We start from the raw sequence: 24,463 nt of genomic DNA, 5'->3' as shown, positions 1-24,463 counted from the left end.
CAATCGCCGCGTGAAGGGCTTGTTACTTTTTGTCTTGATACAAAAAGTAACCAAAAAAATCAAGACTGCCCGATCCTTCCGCCCACAGGCCAAACCCGGCCCGGCGTGCAGTCAGGCTTTTGCGCACTTTTCTTATCTGCGCAAAATAGCCTACAGGTTTCAAATGTCATCCCTGTTTTTTCCGGGGTGAGGCCCGGTGGGATACTCAGGAAGACAGCTTTCGCGCACAAAAAAGGGGTGTCATGCTGGTACTTCGTCAAGCTCAGTAGTCGAAGCACGGTGTGGTGGCCTCTGCAAGCGGCATTCCCTTGTCATTTTCACCCTTCACAGACGACCGGTTTATAAAATTCCCGCAATGACATTTTTTGCAAAACTACCTACCTCCGTATTATTACCTCGCACCGTTAATATTTTGCTGAAAAACATAAACGCTTAAAGCCACCGTTATTAAATAAAAAAGGCGATGAGTAAACCCATCGCCATAAATATCAATTTATCCTGAAAGGGTTTACCATAAAAACAAAGGGACATACCAAATTGGCGATACGTACCATGGATCGTAATACGGTTCGTAATATTCAACGGTTTCGTATACCACGGTTTCGCCGCCATCGTATGTATTGTTCTGCCGGTCTTCCTCGCGTTGCCTGATCTCTTCTTTCAGCAAATCCATCATCAGGTCGCTGCCCTGGCGGATCATATCTTCCATCGCGTCGGCGCCCACCTCTTCGGGTTTAATGGCGGTATCAACAATGGCCTCAATTTCTTTCCAGGTATTGTCGGATACCAGGTCCATCTGCCATCCCGCGGAAGCGGTATCAAACCTATTCTCGTTAATGAATGACATGAACACGATCTCCGCCGGATCTAACTTTTTAAACAGGGCAACCGCTATACGCAGATCATCAAACCGCTGATCGTCTGTAAAGCTCTGCCATTGCTCGTCGGTATCAAAATCAAAATAACGGGCAAAAGCAAATTCGCCTTTTTCCAGATCAACAAACGAGAATACATCATAAACCTTAAGGTACTCGCTATAGCGCTGCATAAAGGTGTCGAACACTTCGCGCCCCTTGGCAGTTGGCACATAATTGATGCCAGAAGTTGTAACATAGCCTTTTGACATCAGCTCGATAAACAGCGGCTCCAGGATTTTATCATCGCCGTTGGCGATGGTTTGAAACTGGTGTGTGCCGTTAATCAGCTCATTCAGCAGGATGATGGCCTTATACGTTTTTTTATTATCTTCACTTAGAATCATTGCCTTCGTTTAATAAGCGTGGTGACGATTGGGATTGTTGTAAGCGTTTGGCTTTGATAGCATCTAAAGCCGATGAGCCGCTGCTTAAAACTTTATTAATTTCCTGCTCTGTCGAGAGTGTCGAATCTTCAATCTGCGCGTAAGCGGCCGCACGGAATTCCTGGGCCGAAGCTCTTTCGTCCATCCGGTTCAGCGTTTGCATCAATCCATCGGTATCAACATTGGATAATGTTTTGTTGATCTTCTCCGATACCTCGGCTGTTTTAGCGCGCGACTGGATCATTTTGGCGCGGTTCTCTGTCTCGGCTATCTGATCTTTAATCTGCTTGATCTTCAGGTCCATTACATTGACGGCGCTCTCCTCCTTCTCGGCCATGGCCTTGTACTGCTCGGCATCTTTCAATGCGTCGGCATGTGCCCGGGCGGCTTTGGCTGCTAAATCGTTGCCTTGTGTTGGGTCAAGTTGCTTGCTGTCTATCCTGTCCAACAGTTCGTTGGTTTTCTTTTCCCATTCATCGGCCTTGTTGCGGGCCTGTAATTCGCTTGCGCGATGTGAAAGGGAAAGCGCCTTAATTTCGGCTTCACCCTGGATAGCCTGCTGATAATTTGCACGCAGTTCGCGCAAAATCTGGTCGGCCATCTTTGATGGATCTTCTAATTTATCTACCGCGGCGTTGGCTTCTGCCTTGCCTATGCGGAATAATCTGTCGAATATGCTCATTGGTTGGTTATTGGTTATTGTGTTATTGGTTATTGGGTTATTGGGTTATTGGTTATTGGGTTATTGGTTATTGGGTTATTGGTTATTAAGTTATTGGGTTACTTTGTTATTGGTTATTGGCGGTTAGTTAATGAGCCATTGAGCTTAATCAGTCTTTTGGGTTTTATGATTCATAAGTTCTGGTTAACATTCGGCTATTGTAACAATACTTCCAACCTATATATTTACTAAATTAACTTAATAACTCAATAACATAGTAACTCAATAACCTAATAACTAAATAACTACCTACCTTCTCCGGCCAAAGCTGCGGCTGCTGCCAAAACTTCTGCGGGATGATGAGCCGCTGCCGAAACTTGATGAACGGCTTGAGGAATTGCCAAAGCCACCGCTACGAACGCGTTGTGAGGTATTACGTGTACCAAACGAACGTTGCGAGCCCGAACCGCTTAAACTGCTTCTTCTGGGTGAACTTACCGCCGAACTTGTTGTGGGGCGATAATTGGTTACTACCCTCCTGCTCGAATAATAGGATGGGTAATAGCCGTAATGATACATCGGTACATAGTAACTGTGCGGACGCATCAGGTAGCTCAACAACAGAAAGTCGGTGAACGAAAAATGTGAATGGTACATGTAGTTATCACCTACATAACTCGGGTTACCCTGGATGTTGAGGTCGGCCGAATTGTTATTTGTAGGATCAACCTTGATGTTGGCCACGGTAACCGACTGATCTTTGCTGATATCGTCGACTATCGCTAACTCGTTTTTGCCTGGTTCTGTTACCTTCAGATAGTCAATTTTACCATCCTTATCCAGGTCAAGGTTGTTGATATTGTTATTGGGGGCGTTAATGGCTTTTTCTAAAACCTGCGGATCGGTACTGGTTTTAACAATATCGCCAAGCTTGTTTACATCAAACCCAGCGGTAGTATTATTGGAGATGCTTACATTATTTTGTTGCGGACGATTAGAGCAGCCAGCCAATGTTACCGCAAAGGCAGCGGTTATTAATATTTTTTTCATGAATGAACCTGGTTTGTTAGATAAAGATAGAAAATGGGAAGATTTCATTTTTCCTTTTTAAATTCTAAGAATTTAGATGCTGGTGATAGCGTAATTGTTACACCAATCGTTTTTTAATTTTCAACAACATTTTTTAATAATTGTTGTAGGCAAATTGACTATTATATTGCTAATAAGCAACAGTTTTTTGGCAAACCATATTTATTTACCGGCGAATGCCGATTTTAAGGCGGCAAAAAAATGCTAATTACCAGCGCCCATAAACGGATTATTCGTTTGAGGAATAACTAAACCGGGAGGATAGGTTGGAAACATTTTTTTAAGGTTTTGATTTTTTAGAGGGGCAGTATCAACAAAATACCACCTGATGCCATTGTTATGCGATATAGCAAGTACGTAAGAACTTGCCGTTATAGTGCTACCGTTATTTGCCATTTGCAAAATATCCTGCACAACACTGTATAAATCCGGCCCGGATTTAGTGATATCATTGATATTGCCTACGGTTGCCGATTTAAAAACCACGCCATAGGTTTGCATTTGCGCCATGGTAACGGTGAGCTTTTCTACCATTTTATCAGCACCGCCCATAGCCTTAATAATTGGCGGGTAAGTATAATAAGCCAATTGCTTATAGTTTTGTTGTGTTATTGTGGCAGCACAATCCTGTGCCTGCTTTTTTAAAGCCGATGTTTGAGCCACAGTGGCTTTAAACGGCTTTGCCTGGGCAGCTACAAAATATGGGCTAAGCACCGCAAGGATGGTGAAACAAAGAAGCTTGAATATTTTCATTAATTTTTTTTTGTAGATCAGCTGGGTTGTATAGTTGCCGTGTCACTTTCAATACCTGTAGCCCGGCGCATAAAATCCACAGCCAAAATAGCAATACTCTTTCGTAATTTAAGGCTGCTGCGCTGAAGCTTTCGCAACGTAGTTTTATTATCCGGATCAACCTGTCCGGCTAAATCAAGCGCCAGTACATTATCATGCCAGGCACCTATACTTTCCTGCAAGTCGTCAAGGTATTGGGTATTGAGCTGTAAATGCCGGCTAAGTGATTTATTGGCCAACTTATAATTATAAAGCAGGAATTTGATTTTTTTACGGCAATCGTGCAGCGATGGATTAAACTCGATGTTTTTTAAATATACAGCTATAGCGTCTATATTCTCGCGGTAAAAGTTCTGCACATAGCGGCTGTCCAATCCGTGAATACCATGTAGAAGATTTTTTTTAGCCTCTTTCATTTTTTTAAGGTAAAGCTTACCATCCTTGCGAAATGTATGGGTAGCCGAATCCATTAGCTCTTGCTGATGGTTAATAAACTGTTCACCATCCAGTTGATAATTATCGCTTAAACTTAAGTTGATGTGCGCGTTGCGGATATTGCCTGCTTTTTTAAATATCTTACCAACGGGTTCAAAACGTTTTAACAAATGACGATTTTGCGAATGGCTCTGCAATAAAATTAAAAAGGCTTTGAGCTTTTTAATACCTACCCTCAATTGATGAAGTTCTTCCTGGTCCGCCGATTTGATAAATTGTTTAACATGGGCTTTTATGTTTTTAAACTGCTTAGCTATTTGTTTTTTTTGCGGATTTGCTTTCATCTGTATAAGTATTTTAAACGAGGTTATCATCACCTGTACAAATAACACTTATTGGGCCAAGTTGTTCGCCTCATTAGCTTTGGAAGAACAATATACAAAGAAGTTTGATGACATTTTGTTATTAGGGCGTTGATTATAACACCCAAGCATCAACACCTAACACACAACGAAAAACAGAATGAATTTCACAAGCTATACTTTGTCATCCAAATGGTGTCATAACCGCAATCCGGATCGTTCACAACGTGCTTCAAAACCCTAAAATGATGCTTCTTTAAAACACTTTCATATGCTGCTGAATCCAATGAGGCATGATATAAATTTTCGCCACCGTTTAGTCCCCAGGCTTCACCATGTTCAGTGCCGGATGTGAAGAGCAAAATTCCATCAGGATTGAGATGCTGTGCAAAAAGTGCGAACATGGCCGGCTGATCGGCAGCGGGTAAGTGGAAGAAACTATGCCAGGCTACAATGGCGTCAAACCTTCTATTTAAATTAAGCAGCCGCATGTCCTGCAAAATAAACTCAACAGACGGGAAGTTAGCCTTGGCAATTTGAAGTATTTGGGTGCTTGCATCAAGCCCGGTAACATTCAGTTTTTTACTGATAAGGTATTTTAAAATCGGGTCTCCGGTACCACAACCCACATCCAAAACTGTTGCCTGGGTGGGTAAATGGCTTATCATCTCGTCTAAATAGGCTTTCTCCATTAAACCGGTAGGCCTGTTGGCAGCAAACCATGTTGCAATTTTGTTATAAACCTGGTAAACGTTTTGCCTTTCTCCTTTGTTCATCTTCTGCTGAATCAAAATTTATTCAGGTTGTGGTTGCTATAGTTTATGATCTTACGGAAAGCAAAAGCTTTGTTAAATCCGGTAACGCAAAGCTATCGTTTTACCAATAGCCATGGCAACTTCCACATCTCCGGCCTCTTCGGCAGGCAACCAGGAACGGTCGCGCTGTACCAGCGTTTTTGTTTCGCCATTAACCGAAACAATAATTTCCCTGGTTTCGCGGCTTAGGGGCTCCTTATTTAAGATCACAAAAGAATAATCAACGCCATTATGCGTCATACGCAACACTTGTCCCATAAGGTTCATAAAAATTTACAGGCATTAGCCCACAGTCAAGCTCAATATAATTATCAAATTTCCCAGTTAAAACACCCCCATGGTTCCGCAGCTCAATTCTGCCCACCTTTAAAGTGCGACCAATATAATACTAATTTAATTAGCATTGTAAATTTCAAACGGGCTTATTTAAAAAAATAACTTAATCATCTGTAATTAAATTTATTAAATTATCACCGTCGGATCATCAGCCATTCGTTGGTTTCAACCGCCTTGATCTTAGGTTATGTTACCAGATAAATTAGCAAAATACTTATCACCAAAATAAATTTACGGGGTAGCGATGAGAAAGTTAATGACTTGTAAAGATGTTACAAGTTGATCAAACCGAGGAGTATGATAGGAAGTTGCTATACTTAGCACCTCCTGTGGGTTTAATATTCAGAAAGCTCGGCAAGGACGTTTCGGAATGATTTTAAATATTTATGGCTCTGACGAATAGTATGGGTACTAAAAAATCAATTTGTAAGTGATAGGCTAAGCCAATATTTTACTATGATATTCTTCGTGAAATTCCACTACTGTTTTAAGATCTTATTTTTAATTTAACCATTGATTATCAATATTTTATATCTTAATAAGTAACAAACATAGCTAGCTGAAAAAAATAGCGATGATGTTTTGAACCTCAGTGATCTTCTCTTTTACACAGGCAAAGTGCGCAAAGGCCAGACTGCACGCCGGGCCGGGTGTTGGCCTGTGGGCGGAAGGATCGGGCAGTCTTGACGTTATTCACCTGTTGTTTGTTTTTTTAAGGTGTTCATGAGCTCCCTACGGTCGGTTTTGGTTACTTTTGTGTCAAGACAAATTGCGTTAGCAATCATTCACACCAAAAACAAACAAAAGTGAATAACGTAACAGCCCTTCACGCGGCGACTGAGCGTGCCGATGCTGTAAATTAAGAATACTGATTGTTGGAGCAACAACAGCACATTGATTACCAGCGCACCTGATATGCTGTAGACTTACTGCGCGCAAAAGATCCCTCCTCCCGTCGGGATGACATAATTTAGAAGATTTATCATTGACAATCAATAAGTTATCGTCGCGTTATTATGAACAGTTATTTATTGGTTTGTTTTTCAATTTACCCATACTATTCGTCAAGAGCCATATTTATTAAATCAGGCAAAACGTTTGTGCGGCAATCGCCGCACTTTAAACAACACATGGAACATCTGATTATGCTTTCTTAATTAACATTGGCAAAGCTTTTATTTTCATTCAGCAGAAAGTTTTTAAGCTTAACCAGTTTATCGGTATTAATCAAATCAACACCACAGCTTAATAGCTCTTTCCATACAACGCTATTGTCTGGCGAATTCCACAGTCTTACTTTTTTACCGTATAGATGGGCCGTATGTACGTAATCGCATAAACGCTGGCGCTGGTCGGCCGGGAATTCGCCTTTACCGGTCCATTTGATCAACCTCGAATATTTGCAACTGGCCATTTGATAAAAATTTGCCGACAGTGTATCCCGTTGTGCCTTAATTAAATCCTCATCCATAAATGCCAGCCGGTTTTGTTGAGCTTTAAGAAGTTTTTCGGGTTTATGACCGCTTAATACCACAGTGATTTGCCTTTGTACAAACTTACCATCTTCGTAACCAGAAATAAGAGATTTATACTTATCAAGCATGCACTCTAATTGACGATAGGTACCATCCGCTCCCGACTTGACATCGATCATCAATGTTACAGGATACGTTAAGCCGGTAAAAGCTTTATTTTCGCCATCGATACAATCCTGCAAAGGCTTAAAATACAAGCGTTCAAGTTCTTTTTTGCGCCTAAAAATTGGCAGTATATGTGCAACAATTAATTTACCCCGCCTTAAGTAAACATCAGCCTCGATGTGGTTATAGCCGTTATCGAGGGCATCAAACAGGGGCCGCTTATGCCAATAGTCGTTATGAGCAAAGGCGTTAACCAGCGGAACAGTTTGTGAATTGGCCCTAAATCCCATCAGGATGATCAAAATAAAAGGCAATAGTTTAGCGTGCTTGTAGCAAAAGGTTGCTGCTGGCATAATTAATTAGGGTTTGAACAAAAATAAACTTTTTAAGGAATTATTGTAATAAAAATATTACAATAATTTTATTCAAACCATAGTGCGAATTTCTTGTAAACCGCATTACAACATTTACCGATGTTTGGTACCAGATGAATATCTTTACGACTAAAATAATAAACACCCGTCGAAACATAAAATAATTTATCCCTTAAGCCAAGCCCGCAAAACCAACTTAGATTGAATAAACCCAATATGGACATCTACTTCAGCAACAAAATTATCTGGATAACGGGAGCGTCATCGGGTATCGGCGAGGCCCTGGCCTATGCCCTATCTGCCAATGGCGCAAAACTGATATTATCGAGCAGAAGATTAGCAGAACTGGAAAGAGTAAAACAAGGGTGCAAATTTCCGGATCAGGTTTGCCTGTTACCCCTTGACCTTTCGGACACCTCATCGCTTACAGAACATGTAGCAACGGCCATTCAACTTTTTGGCCAGATAGATATCATGGTTCATAATGGCGGCATCACCCAACGTTCCCTGGTTGTAGATACTGATATTGAGGTGCATCGCCGCGTAATGGAACTGGATTACTTTAGTTATGTGGTGTTAACCAAGGCTCTGCTGCCTCATTTTATAGCGAAGAAAAACGGGCACTTTGTAGTTACCAGCAGCGTTATGGGCAAAATAGGCACACCAATGCGGTCGGCCTATGCGGCGGCTAAACATGCGCTGCATGGCTTTTTTGATTGTTTAAGAGCCGAGGTTGCGGCTCATCACATCAAGGTAACCATACTTACTCCGGGTTATATCCGCACCAATATATCCTTACATGCGCTTACCAGTGATGGATCTGCCATGGGAAAACCCTCCGAAAATATCAGTAAGGGGCTATCACCTGATCGTGCCGCTTTACAAATACTAAAAGCAATTAAAAAAGGAGCATTTGAATGCTATATAGGCAAATTTAGCGGCGAGAAAATCGGCCTTTGGCTCAATCGCTTTGTACCGGGGCTGCTTATCAAAATGGCTCCGAAACTGGCTCCAAAATAATTTCAACAGCTATTCACCGGGCGTTAAATGGTACTTAGGGTACTCCCGTCCAAACTAACATCCAGCAAATGCGGCATCCCGCATCTCAGGGCGAAGTTGTTTCTTTGATGCCCCACCGGAAAATCAAAGCAAACCGGGTAATCATAGTCCTTTACTTTTTCCATCACAATTTGGTAAACGGTTTTGCCAAATTCCTCTCCCGGATCGTCTGGCTTTACTTTAAAGCCGCCAATAATTAACCCGGCAAGTTTGGTTAGCTTGCCCGTGCGCTTCAGGTTCCAGAACATCCGATCAATATTGTACAAATACTCCCCGGTATCTTCCAAAAATAAAATTTTATGTTTAGTCACCAGGTCCGAGGGTGTGCCGGCAAGGTTGGCAACTATACTTAAATTGCCCCCAACCAATTTACCCTCTACCCTTCCGGCGCGGTTTGCGAGCGCCGCCGGGGCAGGGTATCGAAGCTCCTCTCCCATTAATGCCTGCTTTATGGATAAAATGGTTGATACTTGTATAGGTTCTGCCGTGGCCCAATCGTCGGGGAAACTGTTGCACATTTTAGAATGTACACTGGCAATTCCAAAATTTTGATTGATATGGCAATGCAGTACGGTAACATCGCTAAAGCCGATAATCCATTTAGGCCTGTTCACAAAATGCTTAAAATTAAGCCGGTCAATAATCCTCACCAGGCCATAACCTCCCCGGGCGCACATCACCGCTTTGATATCCGGATTATCAAGCATCTGCTGAAAGTCTGCCAGCCTTTCTTCATCCGTACCACCATAGGTAAAATCCCTTTTGCCTACTGTTGTACCTATCAACACCTTAAAACCCCAGCTTTCCATCAATTGTACTGCCGGTGTTATCGCCTCCAAACTCATAAATCCCGCCGGGCTGCTAATGCCAATACAATCGCCCGACTTTAAAAAGGGAGGGATTTTATGCCTTCCTATTTTTTCGCCTTTCGCCGGGAGCGCAAGCGCCTCCAAAGTTGACAGGCCTACTCCCGCTGCAACCACAGATGAGATAAAATATTTTCTGTTCATTAATGTACTTCCAAATTAAATCAGAAAGGGAATATCTGATTTTTTAAACAAACACCGATATAAAAATCAGAATTAATAAAATATACCCTGCTAACAACAACTAATCACCAACACAAATGGCCTTTTACTTCCATATCGGCTAACAAGTTTTTAAATAGTTTTTTATTTGTTAATGTGTATTAACTGCTTATAGTTTATTTTTATCGCCAGTAATTTAACAACACCATGAGGAGATTCGTATCCGTTGCTTTTCTATCTATTTCCGTCACCAGCCTGATAACAGCCTGTCATAGTGTAACTACCAAAAGTAAACCTGCTAACAATGAGCAGGCCAATATGCATAGCAACTATGATGACAGTACACTTAACCGCCATATTTTACCGGTACTGATGCCCTATAACCGGGTAATTGCCCCCGCAGGCCGGGTAGTTTATTTTGGAGACAACGATGAGGAAAATCATGGTATGGATGTGCGGCTGATACCCGGAAGCCCAAAAATTGCAGTTGAAGACAGGTATGGCATTGCTATAATTGATACCGTTACCGCTAAAGTTGTTAGCCGATGGACCTATAAAGAAAACCCATTATACAAAGGGCTCAACAGCACTTACTCCGGGCTTAAGGTATTGAAGTTAGCTAACGAAACACAGCTATTTTGGAGCGCCGCAGTTGGCAAGGGGAAAGAATCAAAATCATATGTTTTCCAGGGGATACTTCAGGAAAACAAAATCAGCATAAAAAATACTTTTAGCTTTAAACCCGAAGGCGAATCGCCGCTGGCTTTACCTAATGATATTGCCGTTAACTATGAAAACGGCAGCCCTTATTTATACGTGGTTTTAAACGGCAATAACCAGCTTGTGAAAATTAACCTGGCAAGCGGCAAAACCATTTGGACCAAAACAACCGGTGTTGCCCCTTACGGGATAGTGATTGCAAAAAACAAGGCCTTTGTAACCAATTGGGCCGGACCGGAGGCAATTGATACCATTAACCGCGAAACGGCTGGTGTGCCGTACGGCAAAGCATATATTGACCCTAAAACCGGTGCCATAGCTCAAGGTACCGTAAGTGTAATTAACCTGGAAACGGGTAATGCCATTAAAGAAATTAAGGTTGGCCTGCACCCTAACGCCATCATCAGCAGCCCGGATGAGGCCTTTATTTACGTAGCCAATGGCAACAGCGATATGGTATCTGTGCTATCCACCATTACGCTTCAACCGGTAGAACAGATAGACGTAAAACTTAACCCCGGTAAAAAAAGCTACATAGGCGATACGCCCAACGCTTTGGCCATTAACGCCAGCGGTACTACGCTTTACGTGGCCAATGGGCTTGATAATGCTGTGGCTGTAATTAAGTTAAGCAAATGGGTATCAAATAACACTACCGGAAATACCACCGTTGAGGGATTTATACCCACCGAGGCTTATCCCGGCGGCCTGGCCGTTGATGGCAACATTTTATTTGTAACTAATTTGGAGGGCGAGGGCTCACGCATCAACAGCAAGGAAATTGACACACCAGACCCCGTTACTAATTTGGCCAACCAGGGCCCGGGCGCGTACAATTCGCATCATCAAAAAGCAACGGTATCTATCATTCCATTGCCGGATGCCGCGCTATTGCAGCAATATACTAACAGGGTAAAAAATCTTAATTTAAGTTTCAGACAGCAAATTGCACAATTACTACCACGCAAAAATATAGCGCCTCGGCCAATACCAGAACGCATAGGCGAACCATCGGTATTTAACCACGTTTTGTATATCATCAAAGAAAACCGCACTTACGACCAGGTTTTGGGCGATATGCCGGAGGGTAACGGGATGAAATCACTTTGTATTTATGGTGATACGGTTACCCCTAATCAACATAACATAGCCCGCAACTTTTTGCTGCTTGATAACTATTACGCGTCGGGAAAATGCTCTGCTGAAGGGCACCAATGGACTGATGCTGCCATGGTAACCGATTATGTAGAAAAAAGCGTACGATCATGGTTTAGAAGTTACCCGCACGTGCAGGAAGACGCGCTGGTTTATGATGGTAACGGTTTTATCTGGAACAACGCGGCCGATCATGGTAAATCCGTCAGGATTTATGGCGAGGCCTGCCAGCCCCGATTTAATAATAAGCTCACTTGGACAGATATCTATAATGATTACATGGCGGGTAAACCGTTTCAATTTACAAATACCAGCACCATATCGCGGGTGCGGCCCATGCTATCGCAAAACTTCCCCGGATCCGACGAGCACAAAATCAACGAACAGCTACGCGCCTCAACCTTCATCAAAGAACTTAATGCCTATGAGAAAATGCCAGGTGATAAGCTACCGCAACTGATGATCATGGCGCTATCGTCAGACCATACCGTTGGTACCAGGCCCGGCATGCCTACGCCTGAGGCGATGATAGCTGATAACGACCTGGCCCTCGGCCGCATAGTTGAGGCAGTATCTAAAAGCAGGTTCTGGAAAAACACGGTTATCTTTGTTACCGAAGATGACTCGCAGGCCGGCTGGGACCATGTGTCTGCCTACCGTACCACGGGTTTTGTGATAAGCCCTTACAGCAGATTGCAGGGTAAAGTAAGTAAAAACTATAACCAAACCTGTATGGTACGCTCTATTGAGCAAATACTCGGCCTGCCTCCCATGAACATTATTGATGCCACCGCCCTGCCTATGTTTGATTGCTTCACCAATAAACCAGCTGCTTATGTTTATCAACACCTGGATAACCGGATTCCGATCAATACCATGAATCCTAAATTATCCATGTTGAAAGGCGCGGCATTACACTATGCCATACAATCGTCAAGGCCGGAGTACGACCACATTGACGGCGGGAATGATGATGTGCTGAACAGGATACTCTGGTTTGCAGCCAAGGGCAAAAAACCATATCCGGCTAAGTTAGCCGGTAAAGATGCCGACGATTGATTTTAAGTCAAGAGTACTGAGTTTAGCGCTTAACCAAATGCCTATTGGGCGTTTGGAGATAAGCGCAAAACAAATTTCCACCTTGTTTTTTAATTTGCATCTTTACATGTCTAATTTTAAATCAATACATCAGCATCAATATCAATTCATCAATGAAAAAAGTAATTCTTGTAACAGGGGCATCATCGGGTATAGGTTTAGCCTGTGCAAACGCACTACAGGCTAATGGCCATATTGTATACGGCTCGGCCCGTGATTTGAAAAGATTGAAAGGCACACCGTTTAAGCCCATTGAATTGGATGTTACTCAGGATGATTCGGTAAAAGCCGCTATTGACGCGATTATTAAAGCTGAAGGAAAACTGGACGTACTTGTAAATAATGCAGGTAACGGCGTAGCCGGACCAGCATACGCCATGCCGGTTGAAAATGCAAAAGAGCAGTTTGAAGTAAACTTTTTTGGCGTTGTTAGAATGTGCGGTGCCGTTTTGCCAGGCATGATAGCTAAAGGGCAAGGTTTAATTGTTAATATCAGTTCGCTGGCAGGTTTATTCGGCTTGCCTTATCAAAGCATGTACAGCGCTTCAAAATATGCTATTGAAGGTTACTCGCAAAGCTTACGCATGGAGCTGCGCAACACAGGTATTAAAGTATCGATCATCAATCCCGGTGATTTTAAATCCGACTTTAGCCAAAACCGTAGCAAAATACCTTTTACCATAAAAAATGAGAAGCTTGAGCAAGAGTATAACGCTGCTGTAGCTGCCATGGAAAAGGATGAAAGTATAGCGCCAAGCCCGGAGTCGCTTGCTAAACAGTTATGCAAAATTGTTGATGCATCAAACCCATCGCACCGCTACCTGGTTGGGCAGGTTGGCCAAACTATTGCACCCACGTTAAAACGGATATTGCCAGGCTCGTTATTTGAAAAACTAATGAACGACCATTACGGTATTAAATAGCAACTTTAAAGCTTCTGGTAATAAAACCCGGTATATCCATGCCGGGTTTTGTTGTGTACAGCTGGGGCAATTATAAAATCCCGGTTAAGCTTAGGTCGAAAATCATTAATGTTCAATCAAAGACAAATTTCACTCCCGACTATAGACTAAGTACGCTTAACTTATTAGTATTTTAGAAAAAAAAACAGCTATGAAAGTATTGGTTACCGGTTCGGCAGGTAAACTCGGGGCGGCAGTTATGGCCAAGCTAAAGGCAGCAAGTGTGCAAGCCATCGGTGCCGACCTCATTCCCAGTTCCACTACCGATTTAATTCTCGATATAAAACATAAGGATCAGGTTAATCAAGCTTGCCAGGATATTGACGCTATTATTCATACGGCGGCAATTCATGGTAAACATTATGATCTAAACTATCCGAGAGAGGAGTTTATTGATACTAATATTTACGGTACATTAAATTTATTAAACGCCTCAGTTCAGCTCGGTATTAAGCAGTTTCTTTATATCAGTACTACCTCCATTTATGGCGATGCAATGGTCAATCCGGTACAGGCTGTTTGGGTAGACGAGCTGTTACCTGAACGGCCAAGGGATATCTATGACATTACCAAACAGGCGGCTGAGCAATTATGTAGAGATTTTTTTTATAAAGAGGGCCTGCAAACTTCGGTGTACCGGGTTGGACGCTTCTTACCTGAAGAGAGCAACCTGCAAGCTAATCACCGGCTGTATCGTGGTCTTGACGAGCGCGACGGAGCAGAGGCGCTGTACTTAGCCTTGCAGCATCATTTTGAAGATTTCGAGATTTTTAATATTGCGAGTAGCAGCCCATTTACCAAAGATGATTTAAAAATATTGAAGGACAACCCGGTTGAAGTTATCCTTAAGATGTACCCGGAAGCTGCTGATATTTACCGAGCAAAGAATTGGTCGTTCCCCAAAAGTATCGACAGGATTTATGTTACAGACAAGGCAAAGAAACTATTAGGATATTCCCCACAGTTCACGTTCAAGTATCTGCTCAGTAATTGATCTTTAAGGTTTAGAGCCTATATTTTTTTAGAAAAGCATAACATACCAGCGCCCTGGCTGTAGTCATGATATATTCGTAATTATTGTGTTTTAGTTTATGCATCAAATTGTTATTCAATACACCTGCCTGCTAATCATTATTTTGTTCACGGTTATGCTGGCACAAAAAATAAAAATAGCTTATCCTATTTTACTGGTTTTGATTGGTTTGCCGCTTGGTTTTGTACCTTTTTTACGTGGCATAGAAATAAAACCCGAACTTATTTTTGTGATTTTTTTGCCGCCACTCCTTTATGAATCGGCCTGGAACACGTCATGGAAAGATTTTTGGAAATGGCGCCGGGTAATCAGTAGTTTTGCCTTTCCCGTTGTTATCATTACTTCGTGCGTGGTGGCCTTTGTATCATCGGCACTTATACCTGGGTTCAGTTTAGCAACCGGGTTTTTATTAGGCGGAATTGTTTCGCCACCGGATGCTGTTTCGGCCAGCGCGATATTAAAGAACATCAAAGTACCCAAACGATTTATCACGATAGTGGAGGGCGAAAGTTTGATGAACGATGCTTCCAGTTTGGTGGTTTTCAGGTTTGCGCTGGCAGCTGTATTGACAGGCAGTTTTGTTTTTAGCCAGGCTGCCGTAAGTTTTGTATTGGTTATTGTGATGGGGATTGCTATAGGCCTCGTGATAGCTCTTTTATTTTATGCCATGCACAGATGGCTGCCCACATCGGCCAATATGGATGTGGTGCTTACTTTCATCACACCCTATGCCATGTACATCACGGCAGAAGAGTTTCATTTTTCGGGCGTACTGGCCGTAGTAAGCGGTGGCTTGTTCTTATCGGCACAACGGCATAGTTTTTTATCAAACCGCAGCCGTTTACAAGGCATTAATGTATGGGAAGCCGTGGCGTTTGTACTTAACGGATTCGTTTTCATCCTGATTGGATTAGAGTTCCCGATGATTGTTAAAGATCTGGGCCGTGATGGACTGCAATCAGCTATAATTTATAGCTTGATTATCAACGGAGTGCTTATCGCAACACGATTTGCCAGCACATTTGGCGCAACGCTAATCACCATGTTGATGAGCAAAATTATTACCGTAGCCGACCCAACGCCGGGTTGGCGTGCCCCGATACTATTTGGATGGACGGGCATGCGTGGCGTTGTATCGCTGGCCGCGGCTTTAAGTATCCCGGTGGCGCTGAGCTCCGGGCAACCATTTCCATACCGAAGCCTGATCCTGTTCATTACCTTCACCGTAATTTTGGTATCGCTCATTTTGCAGGGACTAACCTTGCCAGCCTTAGTAAAATGGGTTAATATGCCCGACCCAGATTATACCGTATCATTCGAACAGCAAAAACAAATGGTCAGGAAAAAGCTCTCTAACCTCGCCTTAACCATACTAAAAGAGCAATATCCACAACAAGCTCAGCAAAATAATATGGTAGTTTCGTTGAAACTCAAACTGGAAACAGACATGGAATTGCTAAAAGATTGGGAGCAGGACGGTAATCAGCAGCGCGCAGACGAATATTATGATGAATACCGAAAAATTATGACTCACCTGACGGGCGAACAACGTAAACTATTGCTCACGCTTAATAAAAAAGAAAACATTGACGACGACATCGTTCGCCAACAACTGGAACTGCTTGATCTGGAAGAAGAAAAGCTACGTCAGCATTTTAGTTTGGGCGAAGAATAACTACATGGGTTAATACTATCAAACAGAGAAAATCAATTGGTTTTATTAATCTTGATTTAGGGTTATCTCCTTATAGTTGTTATCGCTTTGTTTAAAAAGTGATACGCTTTTTAAGCAGTAAATTCAATTACTCTAAAGCCGAAATTTTAGCCACAATAAAGTCCGTCCTTTTAAAAGTATAATTTATTGCGACACCATTATCCTTGCAAAGCTCAAAAAACATCAGTTACTTTGTAATTCAAAGTACTTTTAAATATAAACAATGAAATACTTCGTTGATAAAAAATCAATAGTGCGCCAAATTTGGGGTAAGGGCGATACCATACTGTTCATTTTTGCTGGCGCCTCTGCCGAATTTGCTTTGAACAAGGCTGTGGACTGGCTTTATTTTACGGGAAGACTGCCATCGGATCCCTTAGGCAGGTTGTTTTCTACAGTGGCTTACGCGAGGCAAATCATTTTTTCAGAATACGACAATGCGATTAAAACCATCGATCAAATTACAGCCATCCATCAAGGTGTTGAACAAAGCCGGGGCGAAAAAATACCTGACTGGGCCTACCGGGACGTATTGTTTATGCTGATCGATTACTCTATCCGCTCTTTCGAACTATTGGAACGCAAATTATCGATAGCAGAAAAAGAAGATATTTTCGCTGTGTTTTACCAGGTAGGCTTGCATATGCGCCTGGCAGGCTTACCCCTTAACTTTAAGCAATGGCAAAGCATGCGCGAGCAACATCTTCAGGAAAACCTGGTTCGCAGCAAATTTACGGTCAACCTGTATCAGCAATACCTGAAACATCTGGGCTCCGCAAGATACCAGGCGCTTAAACAGGCCCAGGTTTTGGTAGTACCTAAAAAGGTAAATCAATTACTTAATTTAGGTGGTATACGCTGGTTATATCCCGTAGTGGGCCTATACCGCCTTGCACGTACAATCAAGCTGGAAGGGATATTAAAAAACGCCATTCTTCCGCCAGCTTATAAAGCGCAGATCATGGACCTGGACATAGCCGATTGAAGTACCATTCAATGAAAATAGCTCTTCGCCAACTCTGGCTTTTTGGTGTTCAGCAGGCATTATCCTGTTTGTTTCCGGCCTTAATATTTCTTTCGCTGGCGCTATCGCACCTGTTTACAGGTTGGTTGCCCCGGTATGATTTTATGCTGATGATGTGTATACTGATCCAGCTGGTTATGTATTTTACTAAACTGGAAACTAAGGGTGAGGTATTGGTGATAGGTGTATTCCATTTGCTCGGCTTGATGATGGAACTCTTTAAAGTATACGTGGGCTCATGGAGTTATCCGGAGGCTGCTCATACCAAATTTTTCGGAGTGCCTTTATACAGTGGCTTTATGTATGCCAGCGTAGCCAGCTTTATGTGCCAGGCCTGGCGGCGTTTAGATATACAGATTATCCATTGGCCACAACATATCTGGGCCAGGATAGTTGCTGCGCTTATTTATGTTAACTTTTTTACCAACCATTTTATTCACGATATGCGCTACCTCATCGGCTTATTGGTACTTGCTGCTTTTATCCGCTCGGTAGTGTTATTCCATATCGAAGGCAAAATTTACCGTATACCCGTGATCATCGCCTTCTTTTTAATTGGCTTTTTTATTTGGATAGCCGAAAACGCGGCTACCAAACTCGGTGCCTGGCAATACGCTTATCAACACAAAGGCTGGACAATGGTGAATCTGCAAAAATTAAGCTCCTGGGCATTCCTGGTTATTGTAAGTTTTATTATCGTAGCCGAGTTAAAGATGCTTAAAACTGAGATTAAGGGGGACAGGTAATAGAAAGTTTGACTGAGAGTAACTATTGATAATCAATGTTTAAGTTAAGCGATATTGCACGCGAAGCCACTAAGGAGCAAAGTTTTGAAGACATTGCTGATAGCTTTTGTGGTTCTTATGACGTTTTGTATGGGTAGTAAAATTAGATTTGTAAGTGATATGCTAAGCCATGATTTTGCTAATGATATTTTCAGTAAAATTTCATTATTATTTTAAGATTTCCTTTTTTAAATTCGCCATTGATTATCAATACTCTATACCTTCACAAGTAACAGATCGGGCCAGCCAAAAAAATAACGATGACGTTTTGAACCTCCGTGATCTTCTCTGGTACACAGGAAAAAGTGCGCAAAGGCCCGACTGCACGCCGGGCCGGGTGTTGGCCTGTGGACGGAAGGATCGGGCAGTCTTGACTTTTTGGTTACTTTTGTGTCAAGACAAAAGTAACAGCCCTTCACGCGGCGATTGAGCGTGCCGATGCTGTAAATTAAGAATACTGATTATCGGAGCAAAAATAAGCACATTGATAATCAGTGCACTTAATATGATGCATACTTACCGCTTTTAAAAGATCCCTCCTCGCGTCGGGATGACAAAATAAAAAGAGAAAAACACTGATAATCAACAGCTTAATAAGAATTCATTATAAACTGTGATTTACTGATTTGTTGTTCATCAGAAAAGCAGCAAACCTAATGGGCTTTTTTTTCATTACAAATTACGGCTTAGACTTCCAGCGAACAAACTAAAACTATTCATGTCATGGTGCCTTTTTTTATTTACCCATAATATTAGTCATAGAGCCGATTTTTTTCTGTTACGATAACCAACCGCTCAAATGCAATTTGCCCCATTAAAGTCGGATTTAGCCTATGGGGGAAATTTTAACGCTATCCTACTTTCCTGTAATTATTGTTAGTTATGTTCGATAAAAACCCCTCCTCAATCTTTCAACTTCACGAATCAAACTTCTCTAACAACTTCAACAGCGTATCAAAATCTTTTGGATATGGCGCATGGATGGTAATTTCGTTATCTTCATCCGTTTTAAAAGTAACTTCGTAAGCATGCAACGCAAAGCGTTTCATAATAGGCAATTCCTCCTGCTCTTTTCCTAAACGGTAGCCGCGCTTAATGGCAGATAAAAATACGGGCTTGCCTTTATACATTTCATCACCGGCTATCGAGGCGCGCTGTGTAGCCAGGTGAATCCGGATCTGGTGCATGCGCCCGGTTACAGGCCGGCATTGAACCAGCGTGTAATGCTTAAAGTATTTTAACGACTGGAAATGCGTTTCGGCGCGCTTACCCTCCTGCCTGCTAATGGTTACATTGCCTTTACCGGCATTTAATATCGGTAAATCAATCTGCAGGTCTTCAAACACGTGAGTCCCCTCAATAATGGCGTGGTATATTTTCCTCACCCGGCGTTTTTCAAACTGGATGGATACAAAACGGTATGCCTCCGGATTTTTGGCGATGATTAAGGCGCCTGATGTTTCTTTATCCAAACGGTGGCAGATCTGCGCATCGGCCCAATAATTTTTAGCCAGGCGCAACATATTAATTTCACCGCCTTCACGCTCATCCAGCGAGCTGATGAATGGGGGTTTATTTACAACAATAATATCAGGATTTTCAAATAATATCAGGTCCTGGAACTTGGGTATCTTCATTAGCTGCAAATATCGCAGAAATGACGGACTTTAGGAATAATGCTTTTAATATTAACTTAACACCACCTCATCGTCAAAAAAGCCCAACCATTGAGCCCTCAATCGCTATACCGGTCATTTCTCCAGGGGTAGGCTGTGTTAGAGTACCCCCTGTCTTCCCAGAAACCCAATTTATTTTCCGTTAAAAACTCGATACGCTTGATCCATTTAGACCCTTTCCATGCATAAAGCTGAGGTGTTATCATGCGTACAGGTCCGCCATGCTCTATGGGCAGCGGCTGCCCGTCATAGGTATGTACCAGTAATACATCAGGCTTCAGAGCTTCTTCCAGCGAAATATTTGTGGTATAGGTATCGTAACCATAACACATCATATGGGTGGCAGTCTCTTTAGGATGTACCAGGGCAGCCAGATCAAGCAGGCTCACCCCTTTCCAGTGCATATCCAATTTGGACCAGGTGGTTACGCAATGAAAATCGGACACATCCTTGGTTTGCGGTAAAGCCAAAAAATCTTTCCAGGTTAACCTCACGGGATTTTCAACCGCGCCGTCAATAGTTAGCCGCCACCGGTCGAGCGGAATATTAGGCTGATAGCCAAGATCCAGCACGGGCCATTTCACTGTAGCAGTTTGCCCGATGGGGATGGATGGCATGCCGTGGCGGTTAGTTTTACCCGAACCTTTAGGAGCGTCATCAGCTACAGAAGGCGTCAGCTTCATTTTTTCTTCAAAGCGGGCCTTGAGCTTCATGCGCGATTCGATGATGCGACTTAATTTTTCCGACTCTTCCATCCCCTAATTTAAGCCGATTTAAGCATTTCTGCAAAAATTTTATAGGAGCGCATTTTAGCATCATGATCAAAAATATGAGATGTTGCCATCACCTCGTCAACCTGCGTTTGATCAACAAACAATTGCATCTGCTGTTTAAGGGTTTCGGGGCCGCCCACAAATAAATAGCCCAACATTTGTTCTACGGCTTCCCGTTCGTAAATATTCCAAATCTCTTCCATATTGGCTACTGGTGGCTGTAACAACTGGCGCTTCCCTGTAATTACCCCCATAAAAAACTGTTTCAACGATGTGGAAAGATACTCTGCCTGTTCATCCGTATCGGCTGCAACAACATTGATGCAAGCCATTACATAAGGTTTATCCAGATGTACCGACGGCCTGAAATTTTCACGGTACAATTTTATGGCCTCCATAAAGTAGGTGGGTGCAAAATGGCTCGCAAAGGCATAAGGCAAGCCTTTAGCGGCTGCCAAACGTGCACTGTCGGTGCTTGATCCGAGTATCCAGATGGGGATATCCAAACCCTCGCCGGGATTAGCGCGCACCTTGCTGTTACGATTATCAACCGAAAAGAAATTCTGCAACCTTTCCACATCCTGCGGAAACTGATGAGAGGCATTCATATTCTCGCCGCGGATTGCAAGGGCTGTTAGCTGGTCGGTTCCGGGTGCCCTGCCTAAGCCAAGATCAATACGCCCGGGGTATAATGATGCTAATGTACCGAATTGCTCGGCTACAATTAAGGGCGCATGGTTTGGCAGCATAATGCCCCCCGAACCTACCCGGATGGATTGAGTACCACCGGCAATATAACCGATAAGTACCGCAGGGGCCGAACTGGCCACGCTCATCATGTTATGGTGTTCGGCAAACCAATAACGTTTATACCCTAATTGTTCGGCTTGTTGTGCCAGGGCAAGGCTATGTTTAAAAGTATCGGCTGGTGTTTGCCCCTGTGCTATTGCTGCCAGATCAAGTACCGAAAATGGAATTGCTGATAATTGCTTCGAAGTCATTTCGTTTATATTTATACCAGGATGTCCATTCATAATAAACTATCCCATCCAAAATTATAACTTCCGGACTGCAACGCGAACCTGGCAACCAATTCGTGACTTTCAGTTCACAAAATTGGCCAAAGATGGAGTTACAATTATAATTGGGGCACCGGGATTTATATTGAACGGACTGCGCTATCCGGTTAATGGTTAGCCAGCCTAAGCTGATATTAAAAAAGCCCGCAAGTGATAACTTGCAGGCTTACATTGATCAGATGAACCTAAATATATTATTTCAAATATAAATTACTTGTTGTGCGATAACCCGAGGCGGTGTTACTATACCAATCTGTAAAATTTGAACCTGCAGAACTTGCCCAATCGGTAAAGTGCGGGTAAGCATCCGTTATTTTAACTGTTTCCAAAGGATAAACAAATGAACCGTTGAAACTCATAGCCCATGGCCAGTTATCTTTTGAGATATAGTACTTACCTGAAGCTGGTACCGAAGTATCATCATTAGTACCGAATAATTTAGTATCCGCTTTATCAGTAGGTGCGTATCCCGGCAAGTGAATTTCGTAACCGCGCCTTTCGTTACTGATCAGGAATGGATTTAATGATGATGCAGTTAAAGTAGTTTGAGCTATAGGCGAGGTTAAAGTAATTAACACCGTAGCTGTAGTTCCCTGTACTTTACTAAGCGTATTAAGCGTATTTACAAAATAAGCGTTGCCCGGATTGGAGATCAATTTATTCGAATTATCAAACGGAATAATTACGGCCTTGCTCTGGCCTGCTTCTACCCCATTGGACGCTAATGTGATATAATTATCTAAAAATTGCTGACCTGTTACAGATTTTACCGCTGATGCCGCGATAGGAAGCTGTACGCCAAAACCGTTTTTATAAGATGCACCAGCTGCCGCCACGTTATAATCGCCCTGAATGGTAACCACTTGGTTTTGCGCATTGGTTACAAAAGTATAGCGATAGTTTACAACCAGGTCGTTCATATCATAATCACCTTTAAGCGGCCAGTTATCTTCAAAAGCGAGTGTGGCATAGCCTGTTTGCGAAGGGAAATAACTGATATAGGCCTTCGTAGCATCGTTTGGAAATGCATCCAGCGCATCAATAACGCCGTCGCCATCTGTATCAGAAGCTTTATCAACAGGAGCTACACCTGTATTTGATATACCGGTAACAGGGTTTGAGGTAGCGTAAAAAACGATATCGTTAAAGTCGTTATCACAGCTTGATGATTGCCTGTTCAAATCTTCAAAGCCTATTAAGGTAAGTTGGTGCACATCGTCATACAATACTGCGGTATGCCTTTGCAATGTAGCATCTGTTTCCGGATTCAGTTTGCTATCCGAGTAAAATTTGGTTGCATTTACGTTAACCCCCTTACCAGTCCACCCGTTGCCTATCAATATAAAACCGATAGAAGTACCTGCATTAAATGTTCCTATCTTAACTTTATTGCCAGCGCTTAAGCCACCGCCAGATCCTAAACCCGATGCGTTTGGAAAAACAAGTGTAGCGTTTTTGATATCAGCCTCTGTTGCGGGCGGGTTGCCAGTTGTATAGGTATAGAATGCCAAACTGTTTAAATTCCCTGCTCCTTCGGCTACAAAAGTTATCCAAACATCAGATTTAGCAATCACATTTAGGGTTGAAACAGCAGTGTTTGCAATGTAATCAGGATGGGTAGTTGGCAAAGGTTTGGATTCTGGTAACGAAGCGTTTACATATTTAAGTAACGAAGCAGAAATAACATCGGATGTTGTTTCGAGGTATTTGGGAACTCCGTAGCTTAAAGGAAACTGCGTGGTATTTAAAACCGCGTCATCAGTAGAAGTATATGGTGAAGGATAAGCAAAAACAATGGATGTACCGGTGCTTAATAAAGATACATCAGATGTTGAACCTGATGCTACAGTTATCGTTTCAGGAACAATATCGCCACTATAGCCGGTTGCGCCGCCAATGGTTGCGGTTACAGCGTTACCGTTAATGTTTGCTTTGGCACTACGCAACAAACCAAGATACGACGGGTCGATAATAATTTGTGTTAGCGATGCAGGTACGCTGATCTGGGCCGATAGAATACCATTGCTATTTGTAACTCCTTTAAAAATTGAGGCATCGGCACTGGTATTAGCCGGGTTGTAAACGCTTACTACAACACCTGATAAGGGGTCGCCATTGGTGGCCTTCAGGGTTAAATTTAAAGTAACCGTTTTAGCCGTACTGAAATTAAACCCATCGGGTGCTATTTTGTTGCCAGTAGGTGTAACAGTATTATCAGTAGTATTGGTGCTGTTTTTTTTGCATGCTACTAAACCGGTGAGGCTTATAATGAACAGGCTTGTAATTAGTTTTTTCATATTATCATTCATTGAGGTTCGCTTTGTTCGTGCTATAATTTGATATAATGGCCATTACAAAATGTCTGCCACTATTAAGAAAGCCTTATTATTAAATAATAGGGCTATTTATAACTATAATGTTTCCAGTTATGGGAAATATATTCCACATTGTGGAATCCGTTATCCCAATTTATATTCCATCAATAAATGCCATGCCTGTTGATATACGTTGATGAGGATTTAAACGAATGCAATAATTAAAAGTTACAATACT

At 42.4% G+C, this 24,463-nt stretch carries 20 protein-coding genes; 7 read left to right on the top strand and 13 right to left on the bottom strand.

The features are described 5' to 3' along the window. Positions 1-508: 508 nt before the first annotated feature. From MUCPA_RS32140 to MUCPA_RS32105, 8 genes are all read right to left on the bottom strand, one after another. Positions 509-1,261 (bottom strand): hypothetical protein, encoded by a 753-nt coding sequence (locus tag MUCPA_RS32140; RefSeq protein ID WP_008512362.1) that lies wholly within the window; start codon positions 1,259-1,261, stop codon positions 509-511. Continuing rightward, positions 1,248-1,982, bottom strand: coding sequence for a PspA/IM30 family protein (locus tag MUCPA_RS32135; protein ID WP_008512360.1), 735 nt, complete (start codon positions 1,980-1,982; stop codon positions 1,248-1,250). The genes MUCPA_RS32140 and MUCPA_RS32135 overlap by 14 nt, the downstream gene beginning before the upstream one ends. A gap of 288 nt (positions 1,983-2,270) precedes the next feature. Beyond that, positions 2,271-3,011: a putative periplasmic lipoprotein gene (locus MUCPA_RS32130; RefSeq protein WP_008512357.1), complete on the bottom strand. Its 741-nt coding sequence runs from the start codon at positions 3,009-3,011 to the stop codon at positions 2,271-2,273. Positions 3,012-3,254: 243 nt separating this feature from the next. Further along, entirely contained in the window at positions 3,255-3,803 is a 549-nt protein-coding gene (locus tag MUCPA_RS32125; protein WP_008512356.1) for a hypothetical protein, read from the bottom strand. Between the two features lie 17 nt (positions 3,804-3,820). Beyond that, positions 3,821-4,621 carry a CHAD domain-containing protein gene (locus tag MUCPA_RS32120; protein WP_008512354.1) on the bottom strand — a complete coding sequence of 267 codons (801 nt, stop codon included), beginning with the start codon at positions 4,619-4,621 and terminating at the stop codon, positions 3,821-3,823. Between the two features lie 185 nt (positions 4,622-4,806). After that, positions 4,807-5,415, bottom strand: coding sequence for a class I SAM-dependent methyltransferase (locus MUCPA_RS32115; RefSeq protein WP_008512352.1), 609 nt, complete (start codon positions 5,413-5,415; stop codon positions 4,807-4,809). A 72-nt stretch (positions 5,416-5,487) separates the two neighbouring features. Then, positions 5,488-5,712 (bottom strand): hypothetical protein, encoded by a 225-nt coding sequence (locus tag MUCPA_RS32110; protein ID WP_157544026.1) that lies wholly within the window; start codon positions 5,710-5,712, stop codon positions 5,488-5,490. A gap of 1,231 nt (positions 5,713-6,943) precedes the next feature. After that, on the bottom strand, positions 6,944-7,783 hold the full coding sequence (locus MUCPA_RS32105; protein ID WP_008512347.1) for a phosphatidylinositol-specific phospholipase C/glycerophosphodiester phosphodiesterase family protein: 840 nt from the start codon (positions 7,781-7,783) through the stop codon (positions 6,944-6,946). Positions 7,784-8,020: 237 nt separating this feature from the next. On the opposite strand from MUCPA_RS32105, the gene MUCPA_RS32100 reads away from it, so the two are divergent. Beyond that, positions 8,021-8,824 (top strand): SDR family oxidoreductase, encoded by an 804-nt coding sequence (locus MUCPA_RS32100; protein WP_008512345.1) that lies wholly within the window; start codon positions 8,021-8,023, stop codon positions 8,822-8,824. A 23-nt stretch (positions 8,825-8,847) separates the two neighbouring features. Here the strand turns inward: MUCPA_RS32100 and MUCPA_RS32095 are convergent, their stop codons facing one another. Beyond that, on the bottom strand, positions 8,848-9,873 hold the full coding sequence (locus MUCPA_RS32095; RefSeq protein ID WP_008512343.1) for a S66 peptidase family protein: 1,026 nt from the start codon (positions 9,871-9,873) through the stop codon (positions 8,848-8,850). A gap of 225 nt (positions 9,874-10,098) precedes the next feature. On the opposite strand from MUCPA_RS32095, the gene MUCPA_RS32090 reads away from it, so the two are divergent. The 6 genes from MUCPA_RS32090 (at position 10,099) to MUCPA_RS32065 (ending at position 18,343) form a co-directional block, all read left to right on the top strand. After that, entirely contained in the window at positions 10,099-12,825 is a 2,727-nt protein-coding gene (locus tag MUCPA_RS32090; protein ID WP_008512342.1) for a bifunctional YncE family protein/alkaline phosphatase family protein, read from the top strand. A gap of 152 nt (positions 12,826-12,977) precedes the next feature. After that, the gene (locus MUCPA_RS32085) at positions 12,978-13,787 is read left to right on the top strand and encodes an SDR family oxidoreductase (protein ID WP_008512341.1); all 810 of its coding nucleotides are present in this window, start codon (positions 12,978-12,980) and stop codon (positions 13,785-13,787) included. A gap of 190 nt (positions 13,788-13,977) precedes the next feature. Continuing rightward, positions 13,978-14,820: an NAD-dependent epimerase/dehydratase family protein gene (locus MUCPA_RS32080; protein ID WP_008512339.1), complete on the top strand. Its 843-nt coding sequence runs from the start codon at positions 13,978-13,980 to the stop codon at positions 14,818-14,820. Between the two features lie 97 nt (positions 14,821-14,917). After that, positions 14,918-16,534 carry a Na+/H+ antiporter gene (locus tag MUCPA_RS32075; RefSeq protein WP_008512338.1) on the top strand — a complete coding sequence of 539 codons (1,617 nt, stop codon included), beginning with the start codon at positions 14,918-14,920 and terminating at the stop codon, positions 16,532-16,534. 262 nt (positions 16,535-16,796) lie between these two features. Continuing rightward, positions 16,797-17,558, top strand: a complete 762-nt coding sequence (locus tag MUCPA_RS32070) for an oxygenase MpaB family protein (RefSeq protein ID WP_008512337.1) — start codon at positions 16,797-16,799, stop codon at positions 17,556-17,558. 11 nt (positions 17,559-17,569) lie between these two features. After that, a complete protein-coding gene (locus MUCPA_RS32065) occupies positions 17,570-18,343 on the top strand; it encodes a DUF817 domain-containing protein (RefSeq protein ID WP_008512336.1) in 774 nt (257 codons plus the stop codon). 956 nt (positions 18,344-19,299) lie between these two features. On the opposite strand, the gene MUCPA_RS32055 is transcribed toward MUCPA_RS32065, so the two are convergent. The 4 genes from MUCPA_RS32055 to MUCPA_RS32040 all read right to left on the bottom strand — a co-directional run bounded on the left by MUCPA_RS32055 (position 19,300) and on the right by MUCPA_RS32040 (position 24,207). Next, complete coding sequence (locus MUCPA_RS32055) at positions 19,300-20,019, bottom strand: RluA family pseudouridine synthase (protein WP_008512334.1); 720 nt, start codon at positions 20,017-20,019, stop codon at positions 19,300-19,302. 98 nt (positions 20,020-20,117) lie between these two features. Next, positions 20,118-20,813, bottom strand: coding sequence for a sulfite oxidase-like oxidoreductase (locus MUCPA_RS32050; protein ID WP_008512333.1), 696 nt, complete (start codon positions 20,811-20,813; stop codon positions 20,118-20,120). 8 nt (positions 20,814-20,821) lie between these two features. Next, positions 20,822-21,832 carry an LLM class flavin-dependent oxidoreductase gene (locus tag MUCPA_RS32045; RefSeq protein ID WP_008512332.1) on the bottom strand — a complete coding sequence of 337 codons (1,011 nt, stop codon included), beginning with the start codon at positions 21,830-21,832 and terminating at the stop codon, positions 20,822-20,824. A 272-nt stretch (positions 21,833-22,104) separates the two neighbouring features. Beyond that, positions 22,105-24,207, bottom strand: coding sequence for an LruC domain-containing protein (locus tag MUCPA_RS32040; protein WP_157544025.1), 2,103 nt, complete (start codon positions 24,205-24,207; stop codon positions 22,105-22,107). Positions 24,208-24,463 lie beyond the last annotated feature (256 nt).

It is taken from the genome of Mucilaginibacter paludis DSM 18603, from assembly GCF_000166195.2.
GTDB lineage: Bacteria > Bacteroidota > Bacteroidia > Sphingobacteriales > Sphingobacteriaceae > Mucilaginibacter > Mucilaginibacter paludis.
The sequence above is the reverse complement of the archived record's forward strand: the minus strand, read 5'-3'. Positions and strand labels throughout refer to the sequence as shown.

Coding starts and splice junctions, on each gene's coding strand:
- MUCPA_RS32070 (WP_008512337.1), top strand. CDS start 16,797: ATGAAATACTTCGTTGATAAAAAATCAATAGTGCGCCAAATTTGGGGT.
- MUCPA_RS32125 (WP_008512356.1), bottom strand. CDS start 3,803: ATGAAAATATTCAAGCTTCTTTGTTTCACCATCCTTGCGGTGCTTAGC.
- MUCPA_RS32090 (WP_008512342.1), top strand. CDS start 10,099: ATGAGGAGATTCGTATCCGTTGCTTTTCTATCTATTTCCGTCACCAGC.
- MUCPA_RS32080 (WP_008512339.1), top strand. CDS start 13,978: ATGAAAGTATTGGTTACCGGTTCGGCAGGTAAACTCGGGGCGGCAGTT.
- MUCPA_RS32085 (WP_008512341.1), top strand. CDS start 12,978: ATGAAAAAAGTAATTCTTGTAACAGGGGCATCATCGGGTATAGGTTTA.
- MUCPA_RS32105 (WP_008512347.1), bottom strand. CDS start 7,783: ATGCCAGCAGCAACCTTTTGCTACAAGCACGCTAAACTATTGCCTTTT.
- MUCPA_RS32055 (WP_008512334.1), bottom strand. CDS start 20,019: ATGAAGATACCCAAGTTCCAGGACCTGATATTATTTGAAAATCCTGAT.
- MUCPA_RS32040 (WP_157544025.1), bottom strand. CDS start 24,207: ATGAAAAAACTAATTACAAGCCTGTTCATTATAAGCCTCACCGGTTTA.
- MUCPA_RS32120 (WP_008512354.1), bottom strand. CDS start 4,621: ATGAAAGCAAATCCGCAAAAAAAACAAATAGCTAAGCAGTTTAAAAAC.
- MUCPA_RS32075 (WP_008512338.1), top strand. CDS start 14,918: ATGCATCAAATTGTTATTCAATACACCTGCCTGCTAATCATTATTTTG.
- MUCPA_RS32115 (WP_008512352.1), bottom strand. CDS start 5,415: ATGAACAAAGGAGAAAGGCAAAACGTTTACCAGGTTTATAACAAAATT.
- MUCPA_RS32065 (WP_008512336.1), top strand. CDS start 17,570: ATGAAAATAGCTCTTCGCCAACTCTGGCTTTTTGGTGTTCAGCAGGCA.
- MUCPA_RS32135 (WP_008512360.1), bottom strand. CDS start 1,982: ATGAGCATATTCGACAGATTATTCCGCATAGGCAAGGCAGAAGCCAAC.
- MUCPA_RS32100 (WP_008512345.1), top strand. CDS start 8,021: ATGGACATCTACTTCAGCAACAAAATTATCTGGATAACGGGAGCGTCA.
- MUCPA_RS32095 (WP_008512343.1), bottom strand. CDS start 9,873: ATGAACAGAAAATATTTTATCTCATCTGTGGTTGCAGCGGGAGTAGGC.
- MUCPA_RS32045 (WP_008512332.1), bottom strand. CDS start 21,832: ATGACTTCGAAGCAATTATCAGCAATTCCATTTTCGGTACTTGATCTG.
- MUCPA_RS32050 (WP_008512333.1), bottom strand. CDS start 20,813: ATGGAAGAGTCGGAAAAATTAAGTCGCATCATCGAATCGCGCATGAAG.
- MUCPA_RS32130 (WP_008512357.1), bottom strand. CDS start 3,011: ATGAAAAAAATATTAATAACCGCTGCCTTTGCGGTAACATTGGCTGGC.
- MUCPA_RS32110 (WP_157544026.1), bottom strand. CDS start 5,712: ATGGGACAAGTGTTGCGTATGACGCATAATGGCGTTGATTATTCTTTT.
- MUCPA_RS32140 (WP_008512362.1), bottom strand. CDS start 1,261: ATGATTCTAAGTGAAGATAATAAAAAAACGTATAAGGCCATCATCCTG.